Annotated in this window: 13 protein-coding genes; 8 read left to right on the plus strand and 5 right to left on the minus strand. The window is 58.3% G+C overall.

The genetic code is table 11. From position 1 onward, the window contains the following. Positions 1-83 precede the first annotated feature (83 nt). The 8 genes from HSW_RS01740 to HSW_RS01775 all read left to right on the plus strand — a co-directional run bounded on the left by HSW_RS01740 (position 84) and on the right by HSW_RS01775 (position 7164). Positions 84-452, plus strand: coding sequence for a BlaI/MecI/CopY family transcriptional regulator (locus HSW_RS01740; protein ID WP_044000578.1), 369 nt, complete (start codon positions 84-86; stop codon positions 450-452). Next, positions 452-1858 (plus strand): M56 family metallopeptidase, encoded by a 1407-nt coding sequence (locus HSW_RS01745; RefSeq protein ID WP_044000579.1) that lies wholly within the window; start codon positions 452-454, stop codon positions 1856-1858. The genes HSW_RS01740 and HSW_RS01745 overlap by 1 nt, the downstream gene beginning before the upstream one ends. A gap of 111 nt (positions 1859-1969) precedes the next feature. After that, positions 1970-2341, plus strand: coding sequence for a TonB-dependent receptor plug domain-containing protein (locus tag HSW_RS01750; RefSeq protein ID WP_044000580.1), 372 nt, complete (start codon positions 1970-1972; stop codon positions 2339-2341). Between the two features lie 159 nt (positions 2342-2500). Further along, complete coding sequence (locus HSW_RS01755) at positions 2501-2914, plus strand: hypothetical protein (protein ID WP_044000581.1); 414 nt, start codon at positions 2501-2503, stop codon at positions 2912-2914. Positions 2915-3312: 398 nt separating this feature from the next. Further along, positions 3313-3597, plus strand: a complete 285-nt coding sequence (locus HSW_RS01760) for a hypothetical protein (protein WP_197031926.1) — start codon at positions 3313-3315, stop codon at positions 3595-3597. Positions 3598-3769: 172 nt separating this feature from the next. Next, positions 3770-5404 (plus strand): MFS transporter, encoded by a 1635-nt coding sequence (locus HSW_RS01765; protein ID WP_071883047.1) that lies wholly within the window; start codon positions 3770-3772, stop codon positions 5402-5404. A gap of 152 nt (positions 5405-5556) precedes the next feature. Then, complete coding sequence (locus tag HSW_RS01770; protein WP_155832780.1) at positions 5557-5877, plus strand: hypothetical protein; 321 nt, start codon at positions 5557-5559, stop codon at positions 5875-5877. Positions 5878-6054: 177 nt separating this feature from the next. Then, on the plus strand, positions 6055-7164 hold the full coding sequence (locus HSW_RS01775; RefSeq protein ID WP_052346007.1) for a catalase family protein: 1110 nt from the start codon (positions 6055-6057) through the stop codon (positions 7162-7164). Positions 7165-7317: 153 nt separating this feature from the next. Here HSW_RS01775 and HSW_RS01780 read toward each other — a convergent pair whose 3' ends face one another. From HSW_RS01780 to HSW_RS01800, 5 genes are all read right to left on the minus strand, one after another. Further along, positions 7318-7884, minus strand: a complete 567-nt coding sequence (locus HSW_RS01780; RefSeq protein ID WP_044000584.1) for a glycosyl-4,4'-diaponeurosporenoate acyltransferase CrtO family protein — start codon at positions 7882-7884, stop codon at positions 7318-7320. Between the two features lie 260 nt (positions 7885-8144). Beyond that, positions 8145-8546, minus strand: a complete 402-nt coding sequence (locus HSW_RS01785; protein ID WP_044000585.1) for a RidA family protein — start codon at positions 8544-8546, stop codon at positions 8145-8147. A gap of 98 nt (positions 8547-8644) precedes the next feature. After that, positions 8645-9235, minus strand: coding sequence for a Crp/Fnr family transcriptional regulator (locus tag HSW_RS01790; RefSeq protein WP_044000586.1), 591 nt, complete (start codon positions 9233-9235; stop codon positions 8645-8647). Positions 9236-10277: 1042 nt separating this feature from the next. Further along, a complete protein-coding gene (locus HSW_RS01795) occupies positions 10278-11015 on the minus strand; it encodes a DUF3800 domain-containing protein (RefSeq protein ID WP_197031927.1) in 738 nt (245 codons plus the stop codon). 77 nt (positions 11016-11092) lie between these two features. Further along, entirely contained in the window at positions 11093-13474 is a 2382-nt protein-coding gene (locus HSW_RS01800; protein WP_044000588.1) for a ribonucleoside-diphosphate reductase subunit alpha, read from the minus strand. Positions 13475-13835 lie beyond the last annotated feature (361 nt).

Genomic DNA, 13835 nt, shown 5'->3' on the forward strand with positions numbered 1-13835 from the left:
TTTTTCTATTGAAAAAACATTTTACGTTGATAACCAATAAGTATGATTTATTCGTAGAATTACGAAAATTTCGTAATAAGAAAATGGAACGATTAACTCAACCCGAGGAAGAGGCCATGCGGGGCTTTTGGCAGTTGGGCGGCGGCTTCATCAAGGAAGTGCTGGAACTACTGCCCGAGCCGCGCCCGCCCTACACCACGCTAGCTTCCACGGTGCGCAACCTGGAGCGCAAAAACTACCTGACCAGCCGCAAGCTGGGCAACACCTTCCGGTTTGTGCCCAGCGTCACGGCCGAGGAGTACCGCCGCCGCTTCCTGGGCACCTTCGTCGGCGACTACTTCCGCAATTCCTATAAGGAGTTGGTGTCGTTCTTCGCCCAGGAGCAGAAAATCAGCCCCGAGGAGCTGCAGGACATCATCGACATGATTGAAAACCGCAAAACCCGCTCCTGATGCCCGCGCTGCTGCTCTATCTGCTGCAGATGCAGCTGGCCCTGCTGCTATTGCTGGCGGTGTACTACGGGTTGCTGCGGCAACTCACGTTTCACCAGCTGAACCGCGGGTACCTGCTGGCGGCGCTGGCCCTGGCGGCCATTTACCCGGTGCTGGATCTGGGCTGGCTGCGGCCCGCCGTGGCCCCGGCCGCCCCGCTGATGCAGGTAGTGCCCGCCTGGCCTGAGGCAACCGGCACGGCTGTCCCAGCTGCTTCTGGCCCCGAGTGTGGGTTGTGGCTACTGGCGGCCTACGTGCTGGGCGCGGCGGTGCTGCTGCTCCGGCTGCTGGTGCAGGGCGCATCGTTGTGGCGGCTGCACCGGGCTTCCCGGCCCGTGGAGGCGGCGGGAGTGCGGTTTCGGGCGGTGATGGGGGAGGTGAGTCCGTTTTCGTTTGGGCGCGCCATCTACCTCAACCCGGCCCATCACGCGCCGGCCGAGCTGCCGGTGGTGTTGCTGCACGAGCAGGTGCACGTGCGCCAGGCCCACACCGTGGATGTGCTGCTGGGCCATCTGCACCGGGTGCTGGCCTGGGCCAGCCCGGCGGCCTGGCTGTGGTTGCGCGCTACTCAGGAAAACCAGGAGTTCATTGCCGATGCCGCCGTGCTGCGCGAAAGCCAGCTGCCTCCGAAACAATACCAATACAGCTTGGTGCGGCTTAGTACGCTGGCTGCGGGGCCGGCACTGGTTACTCCTTTCTCTTTTATCACCCTCAAAAACCGTATCCGTATGATGAATTCCCTTCCTTCCGGCCGGCGTCAGCTGCTGCGCTACGCCGCTGGTTTTACCTTGCTGGGCGCAGTAGCTGTGGGATGCGCTACCCCGAAGCAGGCGGAATTGCCTCAACCCACAGAATCCATTGAGCAGCAGGCTCGGACTACAGCCGACCAGGCGCTATACTTTATCGATGGCGTGCCTTCCTCCCAGGCCGCAATCCAGCAGCTAGACCCGGCCGCTCTGCAAAGTATGCACGTTCTTAAAGGACATAAATTCATGCAGGGGTTTGATCAGGATGCCTTCCGTCAGGATTTCGGCGAGATTGGGGAGAAGGGAATAATGCTGCTTGTCACCAAAAAGGGCGAAAATTCAGATGCACTGCGGGCTTTCAATGCGAAGTACAACATCGTGTTCCGGGAGCAGGATCCAAGCGAGAAGGTCGTGACGGAGGCACTGGCGGCGGGTAAGGAAGTCTCGACGACAGAGTTACAGGGAAAGATTCTGCTCGTGAATGGAGTGGAAACGCCTGCTGACAACTTCTCTGTACCTGCTGGAAATATGAAGAGTGTATTGGTGCTTGATTCGAAGCAAGCCACCGAAAAATTCGGTGAAAAAGGCAGAAACGGGGCAATAATAATTACGACTAAATAGTAACTAGATTGTTATTTGGATAATACCGCAAGCAAATGGGTCCCCAAATTGATACCAATCTCCGGGATGCTCGTTTGCTTGCGGCACAAACTTTGTGAGCCACCCGAACCTATGCGTATTCTTACCTCCTTCCGCTCTACTGCTTTTGGCACCAGCCTGCTTTTACTGCTTGGCATAGCGGCTCCGGCTGCGCAGGCCCAGAATGCCCTGGCCGCGCCGGCTCAAGCCAGCGGCCCCAGCCTGTATTTCCTCGACGGGCAGCCCTCCACCCAGCAGGCCATTAACCAACTCAACCGCCGCACTATTGCCAGCGTGAACGTAGTAAAGGGGCCTGACGCCACCCGCATCTTCGGGGCCGGTGCTGCCGATGGCGTTATGGTGGTAGTGACCAAGCGCAACGTGGGCTCTGAGGCCGTGGCAGAATTCAACCGCCGCTACGATATCCGGCCGGTGGAAACGCCTGTGCCACCCGCGCGCCCGTAAAGCAGAATATAGCGAAGCTGTTTGGTATCTAAATGCTTATAAAACAACCTGTTTAGAGCCGATGAGCTGAGCGGGCTTCGAAAGGGTAACCAACGTAATGTCCGGGTACCGCGTATCGGGAAACCTCCTCTCGTTGGTTTTTCACTCAGCGCTGTTTGCATGACTTCAACCACGCTTGCCGATTTTCTTCAGCTCACCCACCGCCCCGATCTGGGCATTGTAACGGCCCGCTGGACGCGGCCTACCACCTCCGAAGAGCTGCGCGCTGGCTATCAGGAACTGCTGCGCTATGCCGGCAGCTGCGAAACCTGCCGCCACTGGCTTATCGACTCGCGCCGCCGCGTGCAGGTGGATTCCCGCGACGTACACTGGCTCACGAACGATTTTTACCCCATGCTCCGTCAGCATTTCGACGGGCATGTGTACTTGGCCTTCCTTATTGCGCCTTATCAGGCCGATGACGTGCAGGACGAGAGCCTGCCGCCGCTGCCTTACACCCACGGCGACTATTGCTCCCTCAACCAGTTCACGGATGAGGGCGAAGCCGTGCGCTGGCTATGCTCCCGCGTGTGAGGTAGTTAGAGCAGGTTCCTGCATGGTGCGAAGGGTATAGCGTCATTTCAGCACAGCCACTTTCCGCAGAAAGCTCAGTAGCCCTTTGCCAGTCACGGCGAAGGGCTTTATTTTTTGGGGTTCTCATAATCCGTTCGGTATCTATTCAGGAAGTACTTGTGTATTGGCTGGAAAATACAAGTATCTACATGTTTGAGTAACGGTATAAGTCAATTAATTAATTATAATATTCGATGTGCAAAATATTCATGAAAATATGAATTTTTATAGTTGTTTCATTTGCTATACCTTCACTTTGAGTAAGATACCTAGCATGGCTGCAAATGGTTTCTATTCACCAGATTCCTTTCACCACCTCTTAGTCCTTTCTTATGTTCAAAACGCTACTTCTGTTGTTTTTGGCCTTTTTGATGTTGCTGGAGCCGGAGGCGGTTCTGGCCTACGCCAGCGGAACGGCCAGTGTGGCCGGTACGGAAATGGCAGCCGGCACTTCCCTATTCCGTCGGAACGCGAAGCGGGGACGGCCCAATTATAAGCCCTACCGGGGCAACAGCCGCCATAAAATGAAAAAGCTGGGTGTGTATAAGCGGTGGCGTCTGCGCGTGAAGGCCCAGAAGAAAAAGCGCAGCCGTGGCCTAACGCCCACCGTAAAGGCCGGTGCCCCCGTTCGGAGCGCCAAGTAAAGCCAGCCTCAACACGCAATACTGAGAAAAAGCCGTTTCCCAACCGGGAAGCGGCTTTTTGCTTGTCAGTGGCTGTGGCAGCATGAGCAGGAAAGCAGCGGAAAGGAACTGCGCCGGAAGCTGCAACCTCCGGGCAGAACCAGTGGTTATTCACCGTTACTGCTGCTGTTGTATGTCCGCTCCTCTAGTTCCGTCTCCTTCGCTCCGCACGCCGCTGCTATACGCAGTTTTTCGGGCGGTCTGGCTGGCGTCGGTGGTGTCCAACATCGGGACCTGGATGCAGAACGTGGCCGGCGTGTGGCTGGTTACTACCCTCACCACTTCCGTGCTGCTGGTGGCCCTGATGCAGGCGGCTACCAGTCTGCCCGCCTTTCTGCTGAGTTTGCCGGCCGGCGCGCTGGGCGATTTGGTGGACCGGCGTCGGCTGCTGCTGTGCACGCAGGCGTTCATGGGGGTGGTGGCCTTTGTGCTGGGCGGGCTCACGCTGGCAGGGCAGGTATCGGCGCTGAGCGTGCTGGGGTTTACGTTTCTGCTGGGGCTGGGCTCGGCCATTAATGCGCCCATCTGGCAAACCGTGACTACGGAGCTGGTGCCCCGGCCGGTGCTGCCCTTCGCCATTACCCTCAACGGCGTGAGCAACAACATTGCCCGGGCCGTGGGCCCCGCGCTGGGCGGCCTGATTATCGCGCACTACTCGCCCGGCTACGTGTTTCTGCTCAACGGTATTTCTTTTGTGGGGACCTGGGTGGTGGTGCGCCGATGGCAACGCCCACCGGAGGTGGTGCGCGGTTCCGCCGAGAGCTTCCTGGGGGCGGTGCGTACGGGCCTGCGCTACGTGCGGTATTCGCCGGGAATTTGCGCGGTGCTGGTGCGCACGTTTGCCTTTGCCTTCGGGGCCAGTGCCATGTGGGCGCTGCTGTCGGTGGTGACGGCCCGGCGGCTGCATCTGAGCTCGGGCTCGTATGGCGCGTTGCTTTCCTGGCTGGGGGCGGGGGCTATTGCGGGGGCGTTTCTGCTGGGCCGGGCGGGCCACCGGCTGCCATACGGGCGGCGCGCCCTGCTGGGGTCCGGCGTATTCGTGGGCACCAACCTGGGGCTGGCGTTTATGCCCTCAGAATACGGGCTGTTTCCGGTGATGTTCCTTTCGGGCGTGGCCTGGCTGACGGCCATGACGAGCTTCAGCACCACCGTGCAGCTGGCCGTGCCTCGCTGGGTGCAGGCGCGCATTGTGAGCATTTTCATGCTGGTATTTCAGGCCGGACTTTCCTTAGGCAGTATAGTGTGGGGCGAGCTGGCCGACCGCACCACACTGGTCACGGCCTTGGTGGCCGCCGCTGCTTGGATGCTGCTGAGCCTGGTATTGGCCTGGCCCTTCCCGATGGTGGCCACCGCCAGCCTCGATCTGGAGCCCGCCGCCACCGGCCCGGCCCCAGGCATTCCTGGCCTCCCCACCACCGCCACCGGCCCCATAGCCGTGCTGACGGAATACGAAGTAGCTGCTGCCGACCAACCCGCTTTCCGGCGGGCGGCGGCCCGGCTTACCCGCCGCCGCCTGCGCGACGGTGCCCTACGTGCAGGCCTGCAAACGACAGAAAACCGCCTCACGGAGTACTTCTATGTGGCCTCCTGCGCTGAGTATGAGCGGCAGTACCACCGCTTCACGCGCGAAGACGCCGCCGTGCAGCAGCAGCTGACCGCCTACCATCAGGGGCCGGAACCCCCACGTTTGCGCTGTTTCCTGACTGCTACTTTATTGAATGACCACTCCACGCCTCCGCTGCCTGAACCACTGCTGCTGCCAGGTTAGATGGTGGAAAATGTTAATTGTTGCATGAATTGGGCTGCCCTGGTCCGGGCCCGAAAGGAACATTCCCCCAGGCCCGCCGTAGGTTCTAAAGCGTCATCTACTATCCACTGTTCGGACGTTGTTTGGCTGCTCCCGCCCTTTTTTCCTGCTCTATGCTCCGCCCACTCGCTCTTGTTTTGCTGCTTACCGGCTTGGTCGGTTCTGCTGCCCAGGCCCAGAACCGCCCGCCCGTGCGGGCCACCCGCCACCACCCCACGGAGCGCATCAGCCCGGTGCCGGGCGTGACGCTGCCCAGCGGCGTGGGGCAGGGCAAAGCCGAGCCGCTGCCCGTTGCTACCGACGTGCAACCCAACGGCGTTCTGGTTCAACCCAAACTACCCACCGGCGAAGTAACTGTCGACTCCATTGAGGTGACGCCCGCCGAGCCTCGCCGGCCCGCCAAGCCGACCCCGGCGCGCCGCAAACGGCCGTAAAAGACACTCCGCGTCCGTGCCGCTGGTAGCGGCTTTGGAGGGCTGCCCGTAGGGGTAGCCCTTTGTTTTTGGTCCTGTTACTGGTGGGTGCCCGGAAGCTCAGCTATAACTAGCCACCAAGCTTGTCGTATCGGAAAACAAGCCCCTGTATCGTTTCAGGGACTGTTTCTCTGCTATATGCCCGCAACCATTCCAACCCAGTATGTCCGCTTCGATTCCGGCGTCGAAGAAATCCAGCCCAACGAGCAGGAGCTCACCAACGAAACCGTGGAGTCGATGGCGCGGGTGAACCGCTTCATGTTCGAGAAGCACCGCCATGCCATCCGTGACGCCCATGCCAAAAGCCACGGCGTGCTGCGCGGCGAGCTGCACATCTATCCCAACCTGCCCGCGCACCTGGCCCAGGGCATGTTCCGGGAGCCCCGGGTGTACCCCGTGATTCTGCGCCTGTCCTCCGCGCCCGGCTCCATAGACCCCGATACGCAGTCGGCGGTGAAGGGACTGGCCGTGAAGATTATTGGGGTAGAGGGTAAGAAATTCCTGCCCGATCAGGCCGACGAAATCACCCAGGACTTCCTGATGGTCAACGATACCATCATCCCGACCGGCGACATCAAGAGTTACCACGACATGCAGCTGCGCCAGGAAAAGGTGTTTCTGCACGCGCCGGAGGTAGTCACCAAACTTATAACCGAGGCTGGCACGCTGGTCAACTCGGCGCTGGATGCCGTGGGCATCAAAAAGGAAATTCCGCTGGTGGTGCCCCCGCATCCCAACAACCACATTTTGGGCGAAACCTACACCACGCTCGGCTCCATCCGCTTCGGCGACTACGTGTCGAAAATCAGCGTGGTCCCGCTCTCGGCCAACGTGCAGGCGCTAGCCGGCGAGCAGGTGAAAATCACGGAGCCCGCCGGCTGGCGCGATGTGGTGGTGGACTTCTTCCGCACCCAGGGTGCCGAGTACGAGCTGCGGGCCCAGCTGTGCACCGACCTGAAAACCATGCCCGTGGAGGACGCCTCCGTGGACTGGCCCCAGGACCAGAGCCCCTACCAGCCCCTCGGCAAAATCGTCATTCCGGCCCAGGATGCCTTCAGCCCCGCCCGCCGCGTATTTGCCGACGACGTGCTGTCGTTCAACCCATTTCATTGCCTGCCCGAGCACCTGCCGCTGGGCTCCATCAACCGGGCGCGCATCAAGGCCTACGAAACCTCCACGGCCTACCGCCACCGCATGAACGCCCAGCCCCGCCGCGAGCCGCGCGACATCAACGAGCTGCCCGACTAAGGTAACTAGAGCGTAAGCTAAAAGAACGTCATACAGAGCGGAGCGAGGTATCTCGCGTGCTGACGCTGTACTATCTGAACAGGGTAGAGGCGCAATATTTTGCGTCTCGTCATTGCACGATTCGCACGCGACGAGCCGCAACGTATTGCATCTCTACGCTGTTCCAGCGGGGTTTTTCGGTGGGGTTAGACGGAGCCGCAGGTACTGTTGCAACCAGATAGGGTACAGGTTGTAGCCCACGTTCAGCAGCGTGAGCAGCGCCGCCCAGCCCCAGTCCCCCTGCGCGCCAGCATAGCCACTGGCGAACAGAAAAAACAGCAGCGCCGCCACGTGAAACCGCTCCATGTGGTAGCTGTGCCCGATGAGAGCCGCCACGGCCCGCCGGCCGCTGCGCACGTGCCGATAGTGCGGGTAGCGCCGCCGCACCAGCTTGTTTACGAGACTGCCGTGCTGGGCCACGCGGTTGATAAGCGGTACGCCCAAATGCTGGTACGAGGCCGGTTTCTTGCTGAGCTGCCACCATCCAAACCACGCCCGGGGCACGGCATACGCCAGCAAACTCAGCGCCAGCAGCCCCCACAGCCACGGCCGCGCCATGTGCAGGTAGCAAAACCCCGCCAGCGGCCCCAGCGCCAGCCCCGACCACAGCACCGACGGCACCGCATTGTAGAAAGCCAGCCGCGCCTTCGACGGAGATGCGGAATTGGGGGAGGGTATCATGCTTGCAACGTACGCAAGTTTGGTTGCCAGCGCGGGTTTGCAATCAGGCGCCGCTGACGCAAGTTTAGCGCAGCGTAACTTATACCGCACGCCGCCGGGAGGCTGTGCCTCTCCCGCCCAAACGAACCGCGCCGCCCGGATTTCTCCAGGCGGCGCGGTATCGGTTTGCTGCGTGTGGCAGGGGGAGAGAAGCCCCTCAAACGCAGAACAGCCGCTGCCGAGGCGGTAGCGGCTGCAGAATACTGACTGTGTGAGCAATACTAGCGCACGGCCGTGGCTTCCACTTCCACTTGTAGCCCCTCGTAGGCCAGGAAATTTACTTCTACCATCGTAGCCGCTGCCTGGATGCCGTGCCGGGCTACCCAATCGGTGAATACATCAAAGCTTCCGCCCTCACCAAACAGCGCGGCCGTATCGGTCGTGTACACGCGCAGCTGCACAATGTCGCGGCACTGGTAGCCGGCCGTCGTTACCACTTGCTCCACATTACTGAGTACTTGCTGCAGTTGGGCCCGCATGTCGCCGGTGCTGGGCGTGCCTTGGGCGTCGATGGCGGCCTGCCCCGCGCAATAGAGCGTGGCGGATGGCTGACTTACTTCTACGGCTTGCTGGTAGCCGCTGTGCGCTTGCCACTGCCACGGATTGATTGCTCGCTTTTCCATTAGGGAAGTTCGTTACGTGTGCCTAGCCCAATCGGGCGGCGGCACGAGTGAGTTTGTAGAGGCAAAGGTCCGGGTTGGCGGCCCCCACTCCCTGTGACTTAGCTCACTTTTTTGGCAGCTTGGGTGGGCTCAGCCAGCCGGCTCAGGGTTTCGCGCGATACGCCCAGGTAAGCGGCCAGCAATGTCTTGGAAACCCGTTGGGGCAGCCTGGGGTACTGGCGCAGGAGCAACTCGTACCGCTCGCGGGCCGGCAGGGCCAGCAACGACAGGATGCGCTGCTGCGCGGCCACCCCACCCCGCGCAAACTTGACCAGAAAAAAACGCGCCATCTGGGGTAGCTGGCGGCAGAGGTATTCGTAGCCTGCCAGCGGCAGGCACCACACGGCCGTGTCTTCGAGGCATTGCAGCGACAACGTGGCCGGCGTCTGGGCTAAGTAAGCCGCGAAGTCGCCCTCCCACCAGTCTTCCTGCGCAAACGACACGACGTGGACACGGCCCGCCGCGTCGGTATGCACCAGCTTCAGCAGGCCGGTCACCACAAAGTACATCTCCCGCACCTGCTCCCCCTCCCGAATCAGAAACTGATGTTTGCGCACCTGCCGGCTGGTAAACTGCGCCTGCACCAGCGCAAACTCCTCATCCGTCAGCGACACTATTTGTTCCAGATGCTCCCGTAACTGCTGCTGCATGGTCGCTATATACGCTATGCGCAGCTGCCGCAGCCAGGGTAGGGCATGAAGCCTACCTCCCAGCCGCCCCCATCCCGTTACGCCCGGAGCGAAGTGGCGTAATGCTACTGCCCCAACAAAAAAACGCCCTTCGGTTATTCCCCACCGGGCGGCCCGGTAAGGCAACTCTATTCGTTTCGGTGCTCCGGGGGCTTCTTGGGGCTATTGCTGGCGCGCGTGTAGCGGAGCATACCTCTTGCCTCCTCCTGCCGAAAGGCTATGCTTCTCCCGCCCGAACGAAAGACGCCGCCCGAATTGCTCCAGGCGGCGGGGTATTTGTTTTACTGCGTGGCGGCAGTGGAGGTACTACCAGTAGTTGGGCACAGAGCCATTCTCGCCTTGGTTACAATCTATTAAGGGGGTATATTTGTTCCTCAATATTTGACCCACCTTAGGGTGTGAAAGTGCTCATCACAAGGTTTCTAACATCAATCCTGACTCAGCTTCTGTACAAAAAATTTCAAAATCGGCCAAGCACAAGATGCTTATTTACTTCTTGATTGGTTTACTTAACATCAGTTCCATGATGTTGAATTTTGACTTAGTAATAACTGCAGAAAACGAAAAAACGAGAAAGGAGGCCCTCATGACTACAAAAAACAACATCGAAGTAACTGGTGCAAAAGTTTTGAGTCAGGACGCTGTTGTAGGAACTGGAGCACAAGTAGCTTAGGCCTAACCCATGCTATATGAAAAAGGACGGCAATTGCCGTCCTTTTTCGTTTCTATGTAGAGCTTATGGCTCTACTATAGATGTTGGGCTCTGTCTAGTGAGGTTATTCCTTCAAGTAGTAGGCTCATGTACCTAGCACTCGTCATTTCTACATAAATGCGCCTCAGTCAGCAATTTGACGAGCATACAAGCAAATCGAGACAGCAAAAGTTATCCACAAAGAACCATATGTTATCCACAAGCGTTATACTTGCACTGTGACTCGCTTAGGCCCCGTGGCTTCTGCCGGGCCACGACAAAGTCCCCGGTTTTTCAACCGGGGCATTTTTTTTAGCGCCTAACTATACCTTGAGGGTCACTAGAAGCAGCTTCTTTTAGAAGTAGACTATCTAATGAATCGAATATATATTGAAAGCCGAATTTCTTCAAACTGCCTTTAGGATATTCCTTACGGTACAAGCAGTACGCAATAGCGTCAACCGCTTGGATAAAGTATGAATGGGATGATGATCGGTGAAATATGTCTTCAATGATATTGTTTATTACCGGATTGTGAAGCCCTCCAAACTTGGATTCTATCGGGTTATAAACTCTCATTTTACGAATTAGTCTCCGAAGCGCTGCGTCATTAGTGTCGTCAGCAATAATTATTCCTTTGGTTTTGGACTTGCGTAGAAATGTGTCATATCGTTGGATTAAGCGCTTCCAAGCCACTTCTTGATATTCATCGTATTGGGTGAGTTTATTTTTGTCTAAACATATACTTAGGATTTTGCTATTAGGAAAAAATACATGCATTTCGCCTACAAAGCTCTTTAACAGCTGAACTCGCACTGACTTATGTATAGATTTATACGCGTCCAGTTTATGCGGCCGAATAATCTCACTGCTGTGTAGTTCAACACGCTTGCTAAGACCAGTCGCTTTCTGTACTAGCTCCCTAAACTTGACTAAACGGTCAATGGCACTGGACCAATCGTCGATTGAGATAATAAGTCCACTTAAGATGTAATGAGGTGAATTACTACCCATATATTTTCCTGGGTCGCCACTCTCGTCAACGTACATGAAATACATTTAGTCGAATATTTATAAAAAGGCCGCCTCTTGTGAGAGGCGGCCTTTTCGTTAGAAATATGGAGTAGTTACGAACCGCAAGCCTCGCAGGCGTCTGGGTTATCCAGTGAGCAGGCCATGTCGGAGGCGTTCTGGGCCGATACATTCAGCGGCTCCAGGGTCTCGGCGGCTTGCTTCTGCACCGTGAACTTGATGGCGTCGGCGGCGGCTTTGGTGCGCAGGTAGTACATGCCGGTTTTCAGGCCCTTCTTCCACGAGTGGAAGTGCATGCTGGTGAGCTTGCCGAAGTTCACGTTCAGCACGTGCAGGTTCAGGCTCTGGCTCTGGCAGATGTACGCGCCCCGGTCGGCCGACATATCAATGATGCGGCGTTGCGAAATCTCCCACACCGTCTTGTACAGATCCTTGATGTTCTGCGGGATGCTGGGGATGTCCTGCACCGAGCCGTTGGCGGCAATGATGGCGTTTTTCATCTGCTCATTCCACAGACCCAGCTTCACCAGGTCTTTCAGCAGGTGCTTGTTCACCACCATGAACTCGCCGCTCAGCACGCGGCGCACATAAATGTTGGAGGTGTACGGCTCAAACGACTCGTTATTGCCCAGAATCTGAGCCGTGGAGGCCGTAGGCATGGGGGCTACCAGCAGGGAGTTGCGCACGCCGTGCTCCATTACTTGGGCGCGCAGCGTGTCCCAGTCCCAGCGGCCCGAGTCAGGCTGCACGTTCCAGAGGTCGAACTGGAATTTGCCCTCGCTCAGCGGCGAGCCGGGGAAGGTTTCGTAGTGGCCGTCGCGGATGGCCAAATCCTTGGAGGCCGTCATGGCCGCGAAGTAGATGGTCTCGAAGATGTCCTTGTTCAGGCCGCTGGCTTCGTCGCTCTCGAAGGGCATGCGCAGAGCAATGAACGTATCGGCCAGGCCCTGCACGCCCAGCCCGATGGGGCGGTGGCGGCGGTTGCTGCGCTCGGCCTCAATTACGGGGTAGTAATTGATGTCGATAACCTTGTTCAGGTTCAGCGTGGCGTGGTACGTAACATCGTAGAGCTTCTGGTGGTCGAAGAACAGGTTGCCGGCGTCGTCGGGGCGCACGTAGCGGGGGAGGGCCAGCGAGGCGAGGTTGCACACGGCAATTTCGTTCTCGTCGGTGTACTCCATAATCTCGGTGCAGAGGTTGGAGCTCTTGATGGTGCCGAGGTTTTTCTGGTTGCTCTTGCTGTTGGCGGCGTCCTTGAACAGCATGTAAGGCGTGCCGGTCTCAGTCTGGCTTTCCAGAATGGCGAACCACAGCTCCTGGGCCTTCATGGTGCGGCGGCCTTTGCCTTCGCGCTCATACTTCTGGTAGAGCTTCTCGAACTCCTCGCCGTAGGTGGTATCCAGGCCGGGGCACTCGTGGGGGCACATCAGGGTCCAGTCGCCGTTGGCTTCCACGCGCTTCATGAACAGGTCGGGCGTCCAGAGGGCGAAGAACAGGTCGCGGGCGCGCATCTCTTCCTTGCCGTGGTTTTTCTTGAGGTCCAGGAAGTCGATGATGTCGGCGTGCCAGGGCTCCAGGTAGATGGCAAAAGCGCCCTTGCGCTTTCCTCCCCCCTGATCCACGTAACGGGCCGTGTCGTTGAACACCTTCAGCATGGGCACGAGGCCGTTGGAAGTGCCGTTGGTGCCTTTGATGTAGGAGCCCGTAGCGCGCACGTTGTGCACGGCCAGCCCAATGCCACCGGCGCTCTGCGAAATTAGGGCGCAGTTCTTCAGCGTGTCATAGATGCCCTCGATGGAGTCATCCTTCATCGTGAGCAGGAAGCAGGAGCTGAGCTGGGGCTTGGGCGTGCCGGCGTTGAACAGCGTAGGCGTGGCGTGCGTGAACCACCGCTCGCTCATGAGGTTATACGTCTCGATGGCGGCGGCAATGTCCTCTTTGTGGATGCCCACGGCCACGCGCATTAGCATGTGCTGGGGCCGCTCCACCACCTTACCGTCGAGGCGGAGCAGGTAGCTGCGCTCCAGCGTCTTGAAGCCGAAGTAGTCGTAGTTATAGTCCCGGTCGTAGATGATGGCCGAATCCAGCGTGGCGGCGTGTGCGTGCACGATTTCCCACACGTCCTGGGCAATCAGGGAAGCGTTTTCGCCAGTTTTGGGGTCCTCGTAGGTGTGCAGCCGCTTCATGGTGCTGCTGAACGACTTGCTGGTAACCTTATGCAGGTTGCTCACGGCAATGCGGGCGGCCAGGATGGCGTAGTCGGGGTGCTTGGTGGTGAGCGAGGCGGCGGTTTCGGCGGCCAAGTTGTCCAGCTCCACGGTGGTTACGCCGTCGTAAATCCCGTCGATAACCTTCTTGGCTACTTCAATCGGGGAAATGAAATTCTGGTTGAGGCCATAGCAAAGCTTCTCGATGCGGGCCGTAACCTTATCGAACTTCACGGATTCGCGGCGGCCGTCGCGTTTGAGTACCAACATAAGCGTAGCAGTTGATGTGGGGAGTGTTGGGGTATGGGAAAGACCGGAGCAGGCCGGTCAAAGCTGTCGGGACAAAACCAGGCGCCAGCAGGTGACAACGCAGGGTCAACGGTTCCGAAGATATCCGTCCCGGAAGTTCAGGACAAACCTTCTTTTCAGAAGTTTTCCACATAAGCCTAAAACGCTAGTGCTTAGGCCGTTTTTTGTCATTGCGGCGACTCTATATAGTTCGCTAAAACGGTTGGAAATCGAGTTGTTGTTTTCCGGCAGAAGTGGTATTGTCGATAACGAGGCAGCTCCGGCCGGGCACAAAAAAACGGTCCGCTACCTAGCGTAGCGGACCGTTCGGCATAGCGGCAGG

The organism is Hymenobacter swuensis DY53 (assembly GCF_000576555.1).
Lineage (GTDB): Bacteria > Bacteroidota > Bacteroidia > Cytophagales > Hymenobacteraceae > Hymenobacter > Hymenobacter swuensis.